This window comes from Hymenobacter sediminis (assembly GCF_003231285.1).
GTDB classification, from domain to species: domain Bacteria; phylum Bacteroidota; class Bacteroidia; order Cytophagales; family Hymenobacteraceae; genus Hymenobacter; species Hymenobacter sediminis.
Map to the genome: position 1 here is coordinate 46,364 of NZ_QKNS01000011.1, position 18,128 is coordinate 64,491.

The 18,128-nt window shown below is 52.1% G+C and carries 13 protein-coding genes and 1 tRNA gene; 3 read left to right on the forward strand and 11 right to left on the reverse strand.

Annotation, left to right across the window (positions count from 1 at the left end; genetic code table 11):
- Nucleotides 1-62: 62 nt before the first annotated feature.
- The 3 genes from DNI29_RS22350 to DNI29_RS22360 all read right to left on the reverse strand — a co-directional run bounded on the left by DNI29_RS22350 (nucleotide 63) and on the right by DNI29_RS22360 (nucleotide 4,154).
- On the reverse strand, nucleotides 63-2,258 hold the full coding sequence (locus DNI29_RS22350; RefSeq protein WP_110980376.1) for a tyrosine-type recombinase/integrase: 2,196 nt from the start codon (nucleotides 2,256-2,258) through the stop codon (nucleotides 63-65).
- Nucleotides 2,255-3,265, reverse strand: a complete 1,011-nt coding sequence (locus DNI29_RS22355; protein ID WP_110980377.1) for a tyrosine-type recombinase/integrase — start codon at nucleotides 3,263-3,265, stop codon at nucleotides 2,255-2,257. Before DNI29_RS22355 ends, DNI29_RS22350 begins: the two co-directional genes overlap by 4 nt.
- A 670-nt stretch (nucleotides 3,266-3,935) precedes the next feature.
- Nucleotides 3,936-4,154: a helix-turn-helix domain-containing protein gene (locus DNI29_RS22360; protein WP_110980378.1), complete on the reverse strand. Its 219-nt coding sequence runs from the start codon at nucleotides 4,152-4,154 to the stop codon at nucleotides 3,936-3,938.
- A gap of 164 nt (nucleotides 4,155-4,318) precedes the next feature.
- On the opposite strand from DNI29_RS22360, the gene DNI29_RS22365 reads away from it, so the two are divergent.
- Entirely contained in the window at nucleotides 4,319-4,768 is a 450-nt protein-coding gene (locus DNI29_RS22365; protein WP_123823389.1) for a hypothetical protein, read from the forward strand.
- 376 nt (nucleotides 4,769-5,144) lie between these two features.
- Here DNI29_RS22365 and DNI29_RS22370 read toward each other — a convergent pair whose 3' ends face one another.
- The 4 genes from DNI29_RS22370 to DNI29_RS22385 all read right to left on the reverse strand — a co-directional run bounded on the left by DNI29_RS22370 (nucleotide 5,145) and on the right by DNI29_RS22385 (nucleotide 9,962).
- Nucleotides 5,145-6,320 (reverse strand): replication initiation protein, encoded by a 1,176-nt coding sequence (locus tag DNI29_RS22370; RefSeq protein ID WP_110980380.1) that lies wholly within the window; start codon nucleotides 6,318-6,320, stop codon nucleotides 5,145-5,147.
- A gap of 314 nt (nucleotides 6,321-6,634) precedes the next feature.
- Nucleotides 6,635-7,012 carry a hypothetical protein gene (locus DNI29_RS22375; protein WP_110980381.1) on the reverse strand — a complete coding sequence of 126 codons (378 nt, stop codon included), beginning with the start codon at nucleotides 7,010-7,012 and terminating at the stop codon, nucleotides 6,635-6,637.
- A complete protein-coding gene (locus DNI29_RS22380) occupies nucleotides 7,009-7,815 on the reverse strand; it encodes a ParA family protein (protein WP_110980382.1) in 807 nt (268 codons plus the stop codon). Before DNI29_RS22380 ends, DNI29_RS22375 begins: the two co-directional genes overlap by 4 nt.
- A 1,025-nt stretch (nucleotides 7,816-8,840) precedes the next feature.
- On the reverse strand, nucleotides 8,841-9,962 hold the full coding sequence (locus DNI29_RS22385; protein WP_110980383.1) for a Fic family protein: 1,122 nt from the start codon (nucleotides 9,960-9,962) through the stop codon (nucleotides 8,841-8,843).
- Between the two features lie 446 nt (nucleotides 9,963-10,408).
- On the opposite strand from DNI29_RS22385, the gene DNI29_RS22390 reads away from it, so the two are divergent.
- Nucleotides 10,409-11,371 carry a site-specific integrase gene (locus tag DNI29_RS22390; RefSeq protein WP_110980430.1) on the forward strand — a complete coding sequence of 321 codons (963 nt, stop codon included), beginning with the start codon at nucleotides 10,409-10,411 and terminating at the stop codon, nucleotides 11,369-11,371.
- Nucleotides 11,372-11,452: 81 nt separating this feature from the next.
- Here DNI29_RS22390 and DNI29_RS22395 read toward each other — a convergent pair whose 3' ends face one another.
- The 4 genes from DNI29_RS22395 to DNI29_RS22420 all read right to left on the reverse strand — a co-directional run bounded on the left by DNI29_RS22395 (nucleotide 11,453) and on the right by DNI29_RS22420 (nucleotide 16,814).
- On the reverse strand, nucleotides 11,453-14,083 hold the full coding sequence (locus DNI29_RS22395) for a lanthionine synthetase LanC family protein (protein WP_110980384.1): 2,631 nt from the start codon (nucleotides 14,081-14,083) through the stop codon (nucleotides 11,453-11,455).
- A 246-nt stretch (nucleotides 14,084-14,329) separates the two neighbouring features.
- Nucleotides 14,330-14,689 carry a hypothetical protein gene (locus DNI29_RS22400; protein ID WP_110980385.1) on the reverse strand — a complete coding sequence of 120 codons (360 nt, stop codon included), beginning with the start codon at nucleotides 14,687-14,689 and terminating at the stop codon, nucleotides 14,330-14,332.
- A gap of 649 nt (nucleotides 14,690-15,338) precedes the next feature.
- Nucleotides 15,339-15,409 (reverse strand) — tRNA-OTHER (locus DNI29_RS22415).
- Between the two features lie 16 nt (nucleotides 15,410-15,425).
- Complete coding sequence (locus DNI29_RS22420; RefSeq protein ID WP_110980387.1) at nucleotides 15,426-16,814, reverse strand: hypothetical protein; 1,389 nt, start codon at nucleotides 16,812-16,814, stop codon at nucleotides 15,426-15,428.
- 228 nt (nucleotides 16,815-17,042) lie between these two features.
- On the opposite strand from DNI29_RS22420, the gene DNI29_RS22425 reads away from it, so the two are divergent.
- Complete coding sequence (locus DNI29_RS22425) at nucleotides 17,043-18,029, forward strand: alpha/beta hydrolase (protein WP_110980388.1); 987 nt, start codon at nucleotides 17,043-17,045, stop codon at nucleotides 18,027-18,029.
- The last annotated feature ends 99 nt before the right edge of the window (nucleotides 18,030-18,128 follow it).

Below are 18,128 nucleotides of genomic sequence, written 5' to 3' on the forward strand. Positions count from 1 at the left end.
ACGTGCACAGTCAAGCCGGGGTAAGCACCACCTTCGAGGTGTATGTGCGGCGTTAGGTAGCACTAAGTAGCCAGCCAGCGTTGCAGCAAGGACAGGCTAGTATCCAGTACCTGTGAATCTGCAGCAGGTAAGTCCAGCGCCCGGCGCAAATGAGTTAACGCATTATGTGCCGACACTACCTGCGCGTACCCGGCTTTGTAGCGTCGGGGCCGCAAATGATCGAGGTCATGCTCCGGGCTGCTTTCCCCCACAGGTTCCACATATAGGGAGTGGGGCCGGACCCGCTCCTGCTCTGGGGCAGGCCACTTGCCGGTCCCGGGTTCACTTGATAGCCTACCCAGTGCCCGGGCGAAGGAAGCGTTTACATGCAGGTTGGTGACCTTGACGTAATGCAGCACACTCTGCAGCGACCGGTGCCCCAGCCACTTCTGGATGGCAAACAGGTCCAGACCAGCCAGGTAGAGCTGGGTGGCCAGCGTGGCGCGGGCGCGATGACTGGTGATGGGCAGGCCGGAGTCTTCCGTGTCGACGCCGGCTTTACGGCACAGCAGCGGGATAAGCGTGTCGTTGATAAATCCCTGGGGTAGGACGCGCCCGCGGTAGCTAAACAGAAAGTGGACGAGTTGGCCACCGCGCCGGTCAATTCGCGGGTTGCACGAGGAGCGCATCGCTTCCCAGCTCTTGAGAGCTTTACCAAGCCGGCAATCCACCGGCTTTTCAAAGGAGGCGCCGGTTTTGTGGGTGGGCACCCGCAAAATGCTGATAAACTGCTCAAGCGGCTCAGTTGCAAAGCGGCTACTTGTAGCCGGGTACGGCGCGCGAACACAGCCGACGGCTAAGCGCAGAATTTCATTGTTTCGAAGTCCCCCCAGCAGCCAGACACTGGCCACAGCCTGCACGAGTTCCAAGGGATAAATCGGCTGCTGCACTAGTTTTCCCTCGGCCGAGAGGAAGGGGCCGTGGGGAATATCCGCTTCCGTCAGCGATAAGCCCGCTTCCGTCAGCTTCGCCCACGTATCGACCGCAAGGACCCGGGGATCATTGCGCCGGGCTTGTTGAATATCCTTGGGTGTGGTCAGGTAGCGCGTTAAGTCCGGACGTTTGGATATGACTTCACTGCGCTCGCAGAACGCCAAGAATTGGCGGATGGTGCTGAACAGTTGCGCCTTCGCCCCGGCGCTTAGCTGCGGTTGCCCTTTCTTGGCGGCTTTGCCGGTCACACCGGACCACTTGTGCTTCCGCAAGTTTGTAAGATCGGTCTGAAGAGCCTGCACGATTACTTTTGTCCAGTTTTCGGGATCGGCCGCCTGCGGAAACCGAGCCGCGGCCCAGCGGGCGATTTTACGTAACGACGTACGATACGATTGCCGGGTATCGATCTGCTGGAAGCTCGCGGCTACAAATTCTTCGATGAGCTGCTGCCACCTGGTCGAGACGGTATCGGCCGGGGGCGGGGCGGTAGCTGCGTCAACGGGTAACGAGAGCGCCTGCTCCAGGATCCCGAGCTCATGCAGTACGCGGGCAAGAATGCGGCAGGCGCGCCCAGCCGTCGCGTGTTGGCGGGCGCGCGTATACACCCGCTCGATCACGTCCGCCGTAAGCGCATACAGGTCGGGGTTCCGGTTCAGCAGCAGGGCTTCACAGAGACAGCTTTTAAGCGAGGCAACATTACTGACGGTAGACAGCTCCACCAGGGGAAGACCGTCTTCCAAGTCCGCCACGGCTTCGTCCAGCTGCACCCGGCTGAATACCCGGCGGGCCGCAAATCCGAGCTGCTTCTCCTCCACCAGGCTGTGAATAGGAACACCACCCAGGAAATAGGCACAATCCATGAGCAGCGTGCGCAGGTTAAGGCGGGCGGCCAGCCGCGGCGCCTGCAGGGCGTACTGGGCACTGTGCCCGTCCAGATAGTCCTGCCGGGTGTTACCAAGTAGGCGGATCCAGGTGGCTTCGTCCCACGCCCAGAACGTGGCTTGCTGCTCGTGCATCGTGTGCAGCAGCAACAGCGTGCAGGCATACGTGCGCCACCGGGTCGGGTCATCATAGCCGCAGTAGGTGATGACCCGTTCCACGGCCACGGCAAAGCGATGCACGGCGTGCAGGTCAGCGGCCCGATCCTGCTCGTGCACGAAGGGAGCAGCCGGCGGGTTAAGAACCCATGAGGCAAGGGCCGTTTTCTCCGCCGAACTCAGCGAGGCGGTGCAGTCCAGGTCCTTGGCGTAGGCGGCCCAGTCTAGGGCTTTATCGATCACGCTCATAGGGAGGAATGGGCAGGCAGGTGGTTAGCTCGCAGCGCCACAATGGCTTCCGCCGTTTTTTCCAGCACCTCCACATCCTGAAGGTGGACGTACCGATTGGTCGTGTTGATATCGCGATGACCGACAAAGTGCGCGATCTCTACTATCCCCACTCCTTGCCGAATCAGATCGGTAATGCGCAAATGCCGAAAGGTGTGGGGGGTGAACCGGGGAAGATTTGCCCGTCTGGCTACTGATTCAATCACTTTCGTCCACGTTCCCCGTTGAATCGGGTCCCCTTCCGTGCGGTTGGATTCGGAGATAAACAGGGCGGTCGTGTTCGGACTGATGGGACGGCGGGATAGGATGTATTGCTGCAACAGCTTGGCCGTACCCGGAGAATAGACTACGCGGCGTCCCTGTTTTGTTTTGGTGGTTTCCGCGCGCACCCGAACCATATTTCTTGACTGATCAATATCGCTTAGATCTAATTTGCATAATTCTTCCCGGCGCATGGCCGTATCATAATTCAGCGAAGCCATTGTCCTGTTGCGCAAGGATTCTGCCTGCATACAATCAAGCAATATATTCCATTCAGTATCACTTGGAATCCACGCTTCCTGCTGGCAGGATGGCAGTAACCCGCGGATAGATTGACGCGGATTCAGGAAACAAAGTTTACCTAGTAGAACCGGATTCGTGTTAATAATCTCCTCCCCTTCTAAAAAGTCATAATAGAGGCGCAGCGAGGCTACTCGTTGCCGTTGCGTAGCGAGGGATAATCCTCGAAGTGGTCCGCGCCGACGACGACTTGGCCGGGTAGCCAAGTGCTTGATATACCGAACAATGTCGGACGGCTTGGCCGTTAGATACGCGACGTTGTGTTGCCCGCAAAAGGCAAGAAAGTCCTTCAGATTATGCTGGTACGCCGCCACCGTATTCGGGGCGCGGAAGGCAGAAATATGGTCCCGCCAAGAAAGGGCATAATCTGGTTCTGTAGGTGCTAATTCTTGATGTCGAAGCGCCATTTTAGTGAGGGTAAATGGTTTCGACAAAGGTCTGTCCCAGCTTTTAAATCGACTTTGCGGTTAGCAATGATTGCGTCGCAGAAATGCGCACATAGTATATTAATTAAAAAAGGAAGGTGATGTGAAATAACACGTATTTCACTGCTAGAACGCATTTATTGCTTTTAATTTAGACGTGGCTAGTTATTCTATATTCTCAATAGCGTGAAGGAAAAATTGGTATACTGGATAGTGAATGTGAAAATTCAAAGGCTAACGCTGCTAGTAAAATTTCTGGACGATGCAGATCGGGCATTTTTAAGCAAAATGACATACTTGTCAGCGAAAAAAAAGAAAAAACGACGGGTTTTACCCCTATTTTTCTATGATAATTTATATTTAAAATTTTATAAGTTATGTATTATAAATAACACCGTTTATATGTAATACATAATTAATTATACAAAATATATAAACTTTCTAACATTTTTTTTCAAAATTTATATTATAACATCCTCACTATTAGCACTCTGCTATTAAACGAACATCGTCCGAGAAGTACATGCCTATTGTCAACCTAAAGCAATACGGCTCGGGCTATTCAAATAGCGCTGTCACTTTGAGAGTGCGCTGGTTGAAAAACGAATGTCTATGCCCACCCGAAATGAGAAGCAAGCCCTACTAGCGCGGATTATAGGCCTTGAAACAACTCAGTTAGAGATACATCATAATAGCGAGTGAGGATGACCAGGGTGCGAAGCGTCATATTGGCACGCTGAGCTTCTAGCCGCCCAATGTGTACTCCGGTAGCATCATATACTTCTTGTTGTGTCTGCAACCGTTCACGTCGCAGTTCCTGCAGACGCCTTACTATTTCGCTCGCAACGGCTTCACTGGTTAACTCCTTCATGGAGGCGGCAAGGTGAAAGCGCTCGATTGCTGTGACAATTACATATTTGTCATTATTTTCGTGACTGCCTTCTCTCTCACGCGTCCGTTATGGTTTGCCGGAGGCACTTCTTCTCAGGCGAGATGAGTTAGATCCGCTTTCATAAGTATTCCCCCTCTTCTCCCTTGCCTTCAACCTTATCTGCTCTTATGGAAAGCGTGCGAAAAATCAGAATCGTCATCGAAGCAGAACTGCGCGAGCGGGTTCCGACTACGCCATCCCAGTCGGCGACAGATCTTGACCCACTTGAGTATAGCTACGAGCAGGCACTCTTTCGTGCTTTGCGGGCCGATGCCGAGCGTTATGCTGAGTTTATCAAGATACGCGCCATCACTAGCCTGGAAGCCCTTGGGTTGCACAACGAGATTTCTGGATTGGCCCAGATCCGGGATAGCTATACAGCTAGTATAAGAACCCTAGAAAGTCTGCTCCCAGATTTACCCCAGCCAGCGCAGGAGTACCTACAAGAGGCCTTAACGAAGGGGTGGATTATGGATGATGCGGATAGTATATACAACACCTTGCAGATTGAGCCGCTCAGTTTGTCGATCGAGTATCCAACCAATCCTGCTTAGCGAAGCACTACCCTTGCTATGAGATCCTGTTGCCTTGCATCAGGATCTGTCTCCTTGTAAAAGCTACAGCTCTTAATCCAGGCCTTGGGATACGCTATGTGTAAGCGTGAACCTAAAAACCATATCGGCCCGGTCCTTATCTATTGCGTTAGAAGTAAGGTGTAACTGCACCCACTTCTGGAAACCCTGAAGGCCCCCAGCCTCCGGGGTTTCACCGTTTAAGCCAATCGATGTTGGCGCAAATAAGGTATAGTTTCGAATTTTAATACGATCAGAACTCCACAATTAACTTACTAGTCGACTACTTGACGGTTTAAGGTTGAGAGAATAGCTTGTATCTACGCAATTGCGCTCTGTGAGAGATTAACAGGTTATCCTATTTCTTGACAAGCCACTCCTCTCCTTCCCGCTGCTCAATTGTGAAGCCGTCTTGCAGGTACACCTGGTGTAGGTGCTGTTCAAACGTGTCAGCGCGCTTCTGGCGTTGCGCGTAGGGCCCGGGGTTGTCGTACATCTCCCGGACTTCACTTAAGCGGAAGGCAACTTCCAGCTTTTCCGCTGCTTTCGGTAATTGCTTCCTGGTGCCGGTTCGAGGCTTGCTGGCAACGGTATAGTCGTCCAATAGATACTTCTCGACCAGTGCCTTATAAATCGCTCCGGCGGGCTTCTTAATCTTACCTTTCTGGAACTGGCTCTCCACAATCCGCACGACGAAAGCAATGTAGCCCACGTCGTACTCGCCGTTTTCCAGCTGGTGGGCAATGGTCGTGATGCTCCGCTGGCTGACCCCAATCTGCACCAAGGCCTCGGCCCATTCCACCGCGCCCGGTAACGTCTTTTTTGTAGCAGATGCAGCTAGCTGCTGGAACAGGAACTTGATTCGAGCGACAGTTTTGCCTTCCCGCTCGAGTTCGTAAGTGAAGGGAATGTCCGTGGCCGCAATCTCGCTCTGCGCTTTGTCCAGTATTCTAGCCTTGAAGTTAGAGAAGCGGGGGTATTCATTCTCTTCGATACCCAGCACGAAGCGCAAATCCTCCACGCTGATGGTGCGCTTGCCGAAGTCGGCGTACTCCTTCAGCAGCCAGTAAATGCGTAACGACTGGGGACTCTTGAGCTTAAGTACCTGCTGGATCTCTGCCGTAGTGAAGTTACCACTCTCGCGCAGCTGCAGCAGGTAGGGCATGATCTTGGGGTTGAAGCTGGCCACCACGCCGCCCAAATCAGCCCGGTAGCCCGCTTCTGCCATTAAGGGGATGTAGGTGTAGCTGGGCTTGCGCCGCCGCTTGCGGGTCTTCTCCTCCAGCTCTTCAATGTAGAGGGTGAACGAAGCGAGTCCTTTGCACATCTCGTCTACCTGCTCGTAGGCGGAACCACCGCGACGCTCAAACACGAGTTCATCCAAAGGAATGAAGTGTTCCTTGAAGTCAACATCCTCAAAATCAATGCGGGAGAGCAGCGCAACGAACAGCCGCATCTGTAGCGGCACGAAGCTGAAGCGGGCATTGATGAGCGCATTATGTTGAGCAACTCGCTTATCCGGGGTAGGCTCCATGAGGTGGCAACGTCTTTTTTGTAGCAGATAGGACCGTAAAACGTCTTTTTTGTAGCAGAATCACGTCTTTCGTGTAGCAGGACAACGTCTTTTTTGTAGCAGCAAACGTCTTTTTTGTAGCAGACACCACTCGTTACAAATTGTAAATCAAGTAGATACAGCACCTATAATACTCTTATAAGAGTAGTAATAAAAAAAAAGACTAGTTGTGCTTTTAGGTAACGTCTTTTTTGTAGCAGATGAAGGGGCATCATAAAGTACAAAAAAGTCCATTTGCGCTTCAAAAACGCAGATTTTTATGCTTTTTTATGCTGCTAAGACCGCAGTTTTTTGTTCTTCTGCAACAGTTTACGAAGATGTTCCTCTGGTAGACGGCGATTGGCAGTTTCCAGCTTATCCAACAGTTCGCTGACCACTTGCTCTATTTGCTGCCGGACGACAAAGCCCGGCTCCCAGTACTCCGCCTGCTTAAGGCGCAGGTAGGTGTTGCGCCGCAGGTAAGTACTGAATTGTACCCATTCCAGCCCAGGGTCTTCCGGCGCGGCAGGAGCAGCCGGTGGGGCTGGCTGAGCCGTTGGCTCGGTTGGGGTAACAGGCGGGACCACTACTTCGTCCATTCCATACAGAGCGGACGTATCAATTGTTGGACGGGCCGTTTTGGCCGTGAAGTTGCGTTTGGGAGGGGTGCTCATAGCCTGGCCAGCAGTTCGTCAGTGAGAGAAATGTAATCTAGCGCTCCATTACTGTCGGGAGCATAGGTCAGAATAGTTTCCTGCATGGCTTGCGCTTCGCCCAGCTTGTTGTTCTGGCGGATGCTCACGTTCATCACCAGGGGAGCTAGTTGTTCATCCTCGTGAATGAGGTTAACATACTGATGATGCATGGAAGACCGGTAGCTGGGGGAATACTTGGTGAAGAAGATGCCGCCCACCTTGAGTTTCTGATTGTAATGCTTCCGAACCCGGACGCAGGCCTGCAATAAAGAGGTCAGACCGTTATAGCCGAAATATTCCGGCTGCATGGGGATGAACACGGCATCCGCCGCAATAAGAGCTGAGTAGGTAATTCCTCCCAAGGAGGGAGGGGTGTCAATGAGGCAATAGTCGAACTGATCCTCAACGGTCTCCAACCCCTCCCGCAGAATAAACTCCAGCCCGGAGCTGCCCGCCATTAGCTTCTCCACTAACTGCAGCCGAGGGGAAGCGGCAATTAAGTGGATCCCCTCCCCTACTGGCTCCATCAACTCCGTGAGAGAGGTTTTACCGTCACTCTCCAGCAGTTCCCCCAAGTGCCGGTTACCCTTACGGTCAAAAGACATCGTCAGGTTGGTTTGCGAATCACTATCGATCAGTAGCACACGCTGTCCCCGACTAGCTAATACTTGGGCCACGCTCAAGGTGGAAGTGGTCTTTCCGACTCCTCCTTTATGGTTGGCAAAACATATAGTCTTCATGTCAAACAATGCCTTTGGTTGGTTCAATATTACGCATTGCATTTAATACACACTAGACAACCATGATATATGTAAAACACATTACATGTAATACATACATTAAATGTATTGCTTGTAATGTGTGTAGAACATGCATGTATGATCCTTTGAGCGATAATCTCTAAGTGTGTCGAGCATGCAGTAGATACCTTACATCTTAAACATTTATTGAATATAATGTATACTTTAAGTGTTATGTATGTATTACATGTATATGAGATATAGCATTATAAACCAAAGGATTATCGACACGAATTAACAGATCTACTTGGTCAGCCAAGGCATTTTAACCTAGGAGGGAAATGGAACCGGCCTTTACTTGTGCGTACTGGTCTGACTATTCGGGTCTCCTAACCTATGAACTCAACGGGGGTGGCTACTATCATGACTAGGGATTTAACGGGGTACTGGGAGTTGTCCGACGGCATGCACCAGACTCTTCCATGGTGTTACTTTAGGCTGAGCTGATCGCCGGCCAACAGCACGTTTGCTTGATGGCGGCTGGGGTACATCGGGCAAGCAGAAGGACGGATGACCAAACAGCTTCCTAGGTAGCTCAACTGATATAGTCAAACCAGCCTAGAACCAGAAGGTGTCCGGGCCCGAAGTAAGGACAGGAAGCTAGGGGATAAGAGGGAACAAGAGCCCCCTTTTATCCCCTAGCTTCCTGGATCCAGATCACAAGACGATGGGTAGGGTAGGAGTAAGGCAATTGGCGGAGGCATGCCTCCCTCGGGCCAAGCCTAATTACCAGGAGCAGGTAGCTCCCGCTTATCAAAAAAAGTATCCCCTATTAACGGGAGCAGCCAATTCCTCCGCGGCCTGGCATCGGGCTTACCGCGCCTCTTCCGGACCTTCTACGCCGTACTACTCCTGGCTCGAGTAGGCCTGGTAGGCCGAGACCAGACCGGAGTTCTGCCTTTCGCCCTCCGGGGTGTGACCAGGAAAATATACCGCCCGCCGTCCCTCACCAGCAAGAAGTTTCTCCCCAAGGTGCGTCAAAGCCACTTTTCCCCCTGACCGCCGGGCTATTCACTCAGAATCCGGTGCAACTCCAGGTTTTGATAGTAATGATGTCCAGAAAGGACTTTCTTACCCAGAATGCCCATGTCCACTAATTGATTGAGGTACTTGCGGGCCGTGTTCTCCACGTACAGGCCCGCATCGGTCAGGTGCTTGACCTTGGTGAAGGGCTGGGTAAAGAGGCTGTTGACCAGCTGCTCCGGGCGCTCCATGGCGGTATCAGCAATTATAGCCTGCAGAATAGCCTCCTTGGCCGCTACCAGGTCATTGATTTTATCATAGGTCAGGTTGGCGGTGCTTTCCACGGCCCGCAGCATGTACAGCAGCCACGCCTTCCAGTCCCCCCGCTGCGACACCCCCGCCAGCAGCGCGTAGTAGTCGCTCTTGTGGTCCATGATGTAGCGGCTCAGAAACAGAATGGGGTAGTCCAACAGGCCCTTTTGGGTCAGGTAGTGGATGTTGAACACCCGGCCGGTGCGGCCGTTGCCGTCGCGGAACGGGTGAATGGCCTCGAACTGAAAATGCCCAATGGCCATCTTCAAGACCGGATCCAGGGGGTAGCGCTCGTCGTCGTTCATAAAGTCGAGCAGGTTCGTCAGCTTGGCTTCCAGAATGCCGGTCCCGCGGGGCGGGGTGTAGACGGCCTTGCCGGCATTGGGGCCGGAGCCACCCTGTTTGATGTAGATCTGCGCCACTGGGGGACGAAGGCCGTCGGTCGCTTGCGTAATTTGCCGGTACATCTGCGGGAAGTAGTCCAAGTCAAAGGCCGGCCGATCCTGCAGGTATTCGTATCCGTGCCAGAGCGCTTCCCGGTAGCGCAGCACTTCCTTCGGGGCTCCCTGGCCCGAGGCCGGGGCCTGCTCGCTGTAAGCTTTGTAAAGCTCGTCATCGGTTGTGAAGATGTTCTCGATGGCACTGGAGGCTTTCGCTTCCTGCAGGCTGATACTGTTAATCAGCAACCCCTGGTTCGGGATGACGGCGCTCCTTCCCTGCAGGCGCCCCAAGGCCGCCCGGGCCTTGACCAAGTGCTGCAGGATCTCCACGGTTTCCACTAGCTCCGAGGCCAGGGGTAATTCCGGTAGATTATTCCAGGGCTTAGTACGGTCGGGGTTCAGGGGATAACTCATCGAAGGCGCTAGCGCTGGCAGTAGGAGCAGCGTGGGACAAAGCTACCTCTTTCCTAATAGACATTAACAGCACCCTGGATTTAATGTCTACTTCAGAATAGACAGCAGGAAATCACCTGCGAGCAATAACAGACCTCAAAATTGCTCTTATTTTAAGGTTTGCTCCGTAACAGACCTCATCCTGTAGCGGAAAAATAACACGGGCCTTGAATAGGTCATCTTTTTAATGTCTACTTACCACGCTCTTTCCCTTCCCGAAAATGCAAGGGCATAATCGTCACCAAGGGGTAGGCTTGCTGATGGTTGGCATACTAACTAAGCACTCTAACATCCCAAAGAGGCTGGTCAAGATGAGAGGTTCCGATAAACTTTACTTATCGGAACCTATGCCTATCTTCGCATTTTCAGCCCATTTTGGCTCCGCTACTCCTTATTATATAGTGTACATGAAACGTGACGCGCTACCCGTTCGAGTTACGCAAACCACGGACTCGCTAGCGAGCCTCTCGGAGCAGACCGCCCGCTACGTCGAGGCCGGTCTGCAGGGCGCGCCCAACACGGCGCGGGCCTACGCCTCGGACCTGCGGCACTTCACCCACTGGTGCCAGGCCAACCAGGTGGAGCCGGTGCCCGCCACGGTGGACACGCTCGCCGGCTACGTGACCTACTTGGCCGACGCGGGCAAAAAGGTCGCCACCATCCATCGTCACCTTTCGGCTATCAGTAAAGCGCACGTGCTGCGCGGACTCGACTGCCCCACGGACAACAAACAGTTTCAGGTCTTGCTCGACGGCATTCGCCGCGTGCACGGCGTGCGCCAAAAGCAGGCCCCGGCCTTCACCCTGGTTCAGTTCAAACGCCTGGTGCGGGAAATGGACATTGAGACGGTGACGGGGCTGCGCGACCGGGCCATTCTGCTGCTGGGCTTTACAGGAGCTTTCCGCCGCTCGGAACTGTCGGCCCTGAACGTGCAGGAGCTGCGGTTCACAGAGGACTGTCTGATTGTCTCTCTGGCGAAAAGCAAAACCAACCAGCTGGGCGAGTACGAAGAAAAAGCCATCTTCTACTCGCCCGAAGCCAAAGTCTGCCCGATTCGGTCGTTGCAGGCCTGGCTGCGGCAGCTCGGGCGGGACACCGGGCCCGTGTTTGTTGGCTTACGCATGGGCGGACGGCTCACTCAAGCCCGCCTGTCAGACAAAAGCATTAACGCGGTGGTGCAGCGCTACCTGGGACCAACCTATTCGGCTCACTCGCTGCGCGCTTCGTTCGTGACGGTAGCCAAGCTGGCTGGCGCCGATGACAGCGAGATCATGAACCAGACTAAGCATAAGACCAGCGCCATGATCCGGCGCTATACTCGTCTGGATGATGTGCGGCAGCACAACGCAGCACAGAAGCTAGGACTATAATAATCGTTCGATTTTAAGGGTGCAAAACACTTATCTTTATTGTCTATCGACATCATGTTGATCATTAAGTAATATAAAAGATTAAGAATAATTACGAAGAGAGAGCAAATAACGCGAACTAAATAAGTTAAAGTCACGAGTACTTACTCTCAACAAGCAGCTTGCTACCCCGCTAAAGCCCACCATATAATCTGGTGTTAAGATAAAAGGATCCTCCGAAGGCCATAAAACACAACCGTCTTTTATCACCGATTTCATTTGTAAAACAACCGCAAGCTTGTTTATACTTTTTTTCCAATATTCATTACCAGTTATTTCGTATAAATCGAGAAGATATTCGATCGTTCCAGCAATTCCGTGACATTGCGTCACATTAAGCCAAGCACTGAAATTAGCCGCTAGCCTACCTGCCATTTCCGCCTTTATTAGAAATATTTGTTCTTTTAAAACCTCGTATAATGCTAAGTAGAACTTGCCTATACCCGTGCTACCATGACACCAGAACATACTGGTTATATTATCTTCGGTAATATTAGGCCAATTTAATCCATGCCCTTTATAAACTTTTTTTTCATACTTACTTAGCGTGTGGTGAATATCAATGCATACTTGCTTATAGTGGTCGTTTTTATTTATTGCGTGCAACTGAATAAGAAAATAGCCTATTCCCGCTATACCGTGGGCGAAGCCTAAAAACTTTTCTGTAGTTGCCGTAGGCCAATGTACTTCATCCTGTACTCGTATACAATGCTCTAGGATAAGGCCAGCGATTTGCTCTGCTTTTTCTAATGCTCTTACGTTTTTAGTCGCTTGATAAAGCAATAAAAAGTACATTCCAGCGCCAGACAACCCGTTGAATAAATCACACGCTGGTGCAGTGTCTAATACAAAATCGTCACAATAAGTTAGGCAGTAAGTCAGTAAAGCTTTCTCCTGCAACAGTAGCGCCACTTGGAGGATAGCCAGACGAACTCCAGCTTCTCCCACATACAATCCAAGCAGACTACTCTTCTCTGCCCTCATTAAGTACTGACAAGCATGGAGCAAGATATCTTTTGCCTTAGCGGAAGGCAGGTGTTTATATGATTGACAAAGAAATAGTATAATGCCCGCTGCTCCAATATTTATATCTATTCTTCCCACACCGGCATTGTAGGTATGGTTGCTTTCCCACATCACCCCGTTGTCACCTTGAAGGGCAGTTGCCAGCAAGTACTCCCGGACTTGCATAGATAATTGAAAGTACAGTAGTTGTCGTTTCTTGCCCATCCTAATCCTGAGGGGCAGCGGTACTTGAAGTTGAATAGCAGTTTGGGGTAAAGCATCAATCACTTCTTCTATGGTACGATAGCCGTTCAGCCAACAGGTATTGATAAGGACTTCATACCCGGGATGGATAGTGGGATGATAAACGAAAAGTGGAATTTCTTGTAAACTGTTGCTTCTAACAGCATTGGAAGGGTTGTGCCCAGTGATTAAACTATATAGAACAGAAGCAAACGCATATATGTCCTGTTGGAAGGGACTTTGCCGTGAGGTAACGGTACCAAACCCTCTAGTAGCAAGTTTATGTTGGTAACCATTAGAGGGGTTGTGAACTGCCGTTTCATAATCAACTAGATAAAGTCGTCCAGTATCACTTAGCAAAATGTTGGAGGTCTTTATGTCTCCATGTATAATGAATCTGCGATGAAGTTCCTGAATTATAGTAGCCAACTGCAAGGCTAGAATATTTAGTTTCTGGTTACTTAAGCGAACTCCATTTACCTGCAGTAATCTTATATATTGTTCTAGAGTAACTCCTTCAACGTATGTTGTTACAAGCTTATAGGTATCCTTATAACGGCTCAACTCTCGCTTTTTAGGCGCGAACATACAAGCAGTCAGCAAATCAAGAATAGCGGACTCATTTTGTATTAGATCATAGCTCGACACATTCTGAGCTACCTCGATACCATGGTTTGCTATTTTCAGGATGCATTTTTCAAAATCTTGATTTATATCCAAGGCTAAGTATACCCTGGTTTTAAAAGTAAAAGAAATATTATTTACAATTACATATCGATTATCAATAATAGAATTAATAATATCTCTGTTTTCTTCTACGCAAAACAAAGATGATTCTACAACCGGATCAGTAATATTGTCGGGCAGGATTGCGTATAAAGATCTTATATCTTCTATCACTTCATTTGTGACTGGGTCAATGATACTTTCTACGTACAACCCTAATTTGTTTTGTATTTTACGGGAAATAAATCCTCCGTAGCGATAGTATACTATGCTAGTTTCACCTATTGATCGATCCGAAAATATAGTTGGGGCATCAAAAGGACTGGTTATTTGCTGTAGTTCAACCAACAGGTTGATAAGAGATCTTTCGCTGCTTGGATATATTGTAATAAACTTTCCGATTTGAGATATTCCAAAATCTCCGTGGTTTAGTTTAATTAATTGTTGACTTGTGCCAACGTGTTTAAATGTTACTTGATTTCGAATTAATACGCCAAAAACTGCTGATAAAATTTTATAGGCGTTACTGTTTGTTGCCGCTATGTGAATTTTCCACCCTTGCGCCGGTAATGTTTGCGTTTTGCAATAGTATTGAATCCAGGCAAAGTTTTTATACTCATATTTTTCAGGCGCCAGTACTACATACTCGGTGGCTGTAGTTTGCGAGAGCAAATTTCTGCTTAGTTCGAAATAGTCCATTCGAATAAACGGTACGTGCTTTGAATATATTCGCGCTCACTTAGTCTAGTAAAAGTTACTTTTATTCAATACATCGTATGATTAGGTGCACTGGGTCCCGCGAACGATAAAGAAAACATACTCCTTAAGTTTCACAGGCATAGCTATATTATAGCCTTACTAATAGTATAAGGATAAAGTCAGCAATGCAAAAGATGCTATCGGTAATCAAAAAGGTGCAGCTCTTCTCAAGCTGCACCTTTTTGATTACCGATTTTTAACTGACAATACTTGCCATTTTTCGATTTCGTTAATCGCTGGTAAGCTATCCCAAAAATCCGCTCCGCAACTTACCGTAACAGAGCTACTGCAACAACAATCCGTGATTTTAGCGGCTGCCTCGCCTCTACCAACTCCGACAACTTTGGCCTTCGATTCAGCCATGATTCCAGCAGCAAGTTTAGCGCTAAGCCCAAACTGGGTCAGCATGCCAATTGGATTCTTTTTAAATGACTCCTGAAAGTCCGGATCGTTGGCAAGTAGATTCCGAACGTGAGCCGTGATAGCTTGGGTCTGTAACTTATTAATTTTTGTTACCCCTAAGTCTTTGAGTGAGATGGTTGGCATATAAGAACGGTTATGGTTAGTGCCCGTTTATTCAGATGAGCAAACCTCCTGGCACATAAGCATTTGCTTCACAGTGAAGATACATTGTCAAAAGAAAATATTCATCCGTTTTAATACCTATTTTTCACCTTTAACATCCTTGTAATGAAATCAGTAACGAAAAAAGCTCCCTTTCCCCTAAGCGAGACTTTTTCATGACTCGCTACATCGCCTACTTCCGCGTGAGTACCGCCCGCTAGGGCCAGTCCGGTCTCGGCCTTGAAACTCAGCAGGCCGCGCAGCTGGCGGTGCTGTTGCGGGCCACGAGGGTAATCTTGCGGGAGATTGCCGCTCGGCTCAATGAGTCGGGGTATCGGACGAGAAGAGGAAAGGTCTTTCACCCCATGGGCGTCAAGCGCTTGTTGCCCGTGTTAGATAAACTCAAACCTTCGCCTGATTCTTCCGGCAGCTAACTCGATGAAAATCTGAAACTAGTGAGTTGAAACGCGCATACTGTCTCTGTGCGAGTGCTATTGCCGCTACTACCCGGCCTACATTGGTTACGGCTAGCATTCTCTGTACCTCCATCAATGGCTCTGGTAGCAGGGCTCGAACCTGCGGCCACTCGGTCCTAGAGCCGAGCGCTCTTCCACTGAGCTATACCAGAGAGGGATAAGGGCAGGGATCGAACCTACGTCCACCCGGGTAGAGCCGGGCGCTCTGCCGCTGAGCTACCTTATCCAATACCGTACTTCACTCAATTCATGTCCGGCTGCACTGGCCGGTACGGCTTGCCGGAAAAGTACCGGTGCCGTTTCAAGACGGCCGCAAGATACGGGTTGGCCACCTCAACGCCATGCACCAGTTCCGGCGTGGGCCGAAACGCCACTACCCCGTGCGGCCGCGGCGCCAGCCAGCCGGACTTTTCCGGATCCAGGCCCACCCGCTGGCAGGCCGCGCGTACCTGAGTCCGCGTGCAGGTGGCCGTTCCCGTGAAGACCTCCCACGGCAACGGCAGGGCTGCCCAGACCTGGGTGTTGGGGTCCAGTCCCTGGCCGGCGCTCCGGTGCCAGGCGACCACATCGGCCGCCATCAGGCGCAGCGCTTTGCCCACACACAGCTCGTCCAGGACGAATTCCATGCCCAGGGCGTAGAGCAGATTGATCCACGCATCCCGCGCCTTGTTCCACGCCCCGGCAGCGGCATTCCACGTGGACGAGTCATCTCCCCGCTTGACGACCATGGACTCCCGCTGAAAGGTATTCCGGACCCAGACCTGCCGTAGATATAGGGCCATCTCGTGCAGCAAGCTGGTCCAGCGACCCAGCAGTTCGCCTTGCTGGGTGCTGCTCAGCTGCGCCAACACGTGGGGAGCGGGATACACGTGCGCAATAGCCCACCAGTTGGCTGTCGGGCTCGGGGGCTGAGTGGCCTTTCCCCACCACCGGGCCACGAGGGACGGCGTGTGGCCCGCACAGCGCTGGAAGAGCATATCCGCTACCTCATCATAGGGCCGCTGCTGCCCGGCGATGGTAAACTCGCTACGCACGTTGCAGCGGGCCGTGAAATAGGCAATAAAGGCCGCACTGTCCAGGTCTTGGGCAAATGCCTCGTAGCTGAGCTCCCGCACCAGCCCGTGCTTGGCCACTTGTTCGAACTCGATTTTGCGCTGCTGCTGGCGCATGGTTTCCAGCTTTTCCTCCAGGTGGCGAATCGTGCGGAAGCGCTTGTTGTATTTCCGCTTCGACAAGTCGAGCCCTGCCGCGGCGCGGGCCGCTCGATCCAGGCGATCGGTGCGGTAGTTGTGCTGGCCGGCCTGCTTGCCGAGCAAGGGATTCACCTGGTGCAGGAACTGTTCGACCTCGGCGGGGACGTCGCCATCCACCGGCGGCGTTACGGTCAGCTGAAAGATCTCCGCTGTTTTGTGCAGCTGACGATTCGCTCCGACTACCGTTCGAAAAGTGTTTGACATGGCTGAGTACTGCCAGCCATTACGGCGCAAGGAATGTGCCGCGGCGCGGCGCAGCATAGCCGTCTGGGCAGGCGTTAACTGCGGCTGTAGCAACAGGAGCAGCATCTCGGCGACATCTTCAGGACGAGGACGCTGATGCAGGGTTTGGTAAAGAGCAGCTAGCGATAGGGTCATGCCAAATAAACACAGTGGACTAGGCTCTAAACTAGAAGCTTTTTTCAGAAAGCTTTCAAGCGAAACCCCTTGGGCTAATAGTGGAAGAGTAACTAGACACTGTATCGCCTCTTAGTTCTGCTTTTTGAAACGATACAAGCGCCACGTTTATGATCCGTTACAAGATAGTTGGTGAAGCAACCCCTGCGCTGCGCGCGCCATCTACTGTGTATCCTTCAGCCCTTCTGTATGACGTTCGCTCACCGCCTATGCCTGCTGCTTTGCCAAGGAGTCGTGTTGCTGCTCGTCGCGGCAGTACCCCTCACCGCCCAAACCAAGCAGCAGCGCGTGTTTGCCGCCGACCCGACGCAGCTTTATCGCACGCGCAAGTATGCCCACGAGCTGTCTCTGCTGCTGCTACCGGCCAGCACCCCGGCCCCGCATGGGGTACTGCTGCTGCTGCCTGGGCTCGGGGAGCGGGCGGAGCACGTGTTTCAGGCGACCTCCCTGGGAGCGGAAGCGGCCCGAGCGGGCCTGGTGACCGTGGTGCCGACGCTTAATAATCGGCTGTACCTGGACTCGGCGGGCACCTATTTCCTCGACGAAGTCCTACGACGCGTCACCCAGCAGTACCCGAGCGTAGGCCGTAACCTGTTCCTCGGGGGCTTTTCCGCGGGCGGGCACCTGGCCCTGACCTATGCCGAAACCCTGGTCCGCGATACTGCCCGGCTTCCGTTACGGGTCACGGCGGTGTTTAGCGTGGACTCACCCGTGGATTTAGCTGCCTTCTGGCAGACGGGACAGCGACAAGTTGCGCAGAACTGTCATCCCCAGCTGGTGCAGGGAGGCCGGTCCACGATGGCTACGCTCACCCAGGCCTTCGGCGGCTCCCCCGACCAACGGCCCGCCACGTACCGCCGGTATTCGGCCTTTTCCAGCCGCGACCCCACGGGCGGCAACCTCGCCCTGCTCCGGGCTACGTCGGTGCGCGTATACTGTGAGCCCGACCTGAGCTTCTGGCGGCAGCACTACTGCCCCACCTGGCAATTAGAAGACCTGAATGCGGCCCTGCTCAAGACCCTGATCGACAACTTGCGTGGCCAGGGAAATACCCGGGCGGAGTATATGGAAACCTACGGCAAAGGCCGCCTGGGCAAGCGGCCCTTCCCCCATTCCTGGTCCATTGTCGATGCCCCCGAATGCATCCGGTGGTTGCAAGCACAGATGCAGGAGTAGCCAACAGGATCCCGGTCCCGAGGCCATCGCTTTCGGTGAGGAGGTCAGCCAGAGGCTAGGGTTAGCATGCAAACGTGCGTTTATGAAACGATATAACTA

Bases quoted from the DNA above. Each gene is read 5' to 3' on its own strand.
- DNI29_RS22420 (WP_110980387.1), bottom strand. From the start codon at position 16,814: ATGACCCTATCGCTAGCTGCTCTTTACCAAACCCTGCATCAGCGTCCT.
- DNI29_RS22370 (WP_110980380.1), bottom strand. From the start codon at position 6,320: ATGGAGCCTACCCCGGATAAGCGAGTTGCTCAACATAATGCGCTCATC.
- DNI29_RS22375 (WP_110980381.1), bottom strand. From the start codon at position 7,012: ATGAGCACCCCTCCCAAACGCAACTTCACGGCCAAAACGGCCCGTCCA.
- DNI29_RS22380 (WP_110980382.1), bottom strand. From the start codon at position 7,815: ATGCAATGCGTAATATTGAACCAACCAAAGGCATTGTTTGACATGAAG.
- DNI29_RS22390 (WP_110980430.1), top strand. From the start codon at position 10,409: ATGAAACGTGACGCGCTACCCGTTCGAGTTACGCAAACCACGGACTCG.
- DNI29_RS22425 (WP_110980388.1), top strand. From the start codon at position 17,043: ATGACGTTCGCTCACCGCCTATGCCTGCTGCTTTGCCAAGGAGTCGTG.
- DNI29_RS22350 (WP_110980376.1), bottom strand. From the start codon at position 2,258: ATGAGCGTGATCGATAAAGCCCTAGACTGGGCCGCCTACGCCAAGGAC.
- DNI29_RS22385 (WP_110980383.1), bottom strand. From the start codon at position 9,962: ATGAGTTATCCCCTGAACCCCGACCGTACTAAGCCCTGGAATAATCTA.
- DNI29_RS22355 (WP_110980377.1), bottom strand. From the start codon at position 3,265: ATGGCGCTTCGACATCAAGAATTAGCACCTACAGAACCAGATTATGCC.
- DNI29_RS22395 (WP_110980384.1), bottom strand. From the start codon at position 14,083: ATGGACTATTTCGAACTAAGCAGAAATTTGCTCTCGCAAACTACAGCC.
- DNI29_RS22400 (WP_110980385.1), bottom strand. From the start codon at position 14,689: ATGCCAACCATCTCACTCAAAGACTTAGGGGTAACAAAAATTAATAAG.
- DNI29_RS22360 (WP_110980378.1), bottom strand. From the start codon at position 4,154: ATGAAGGAGTTAACCAGTGAAGCCGTTGCGAGCGAAATAGTAAGGCGT.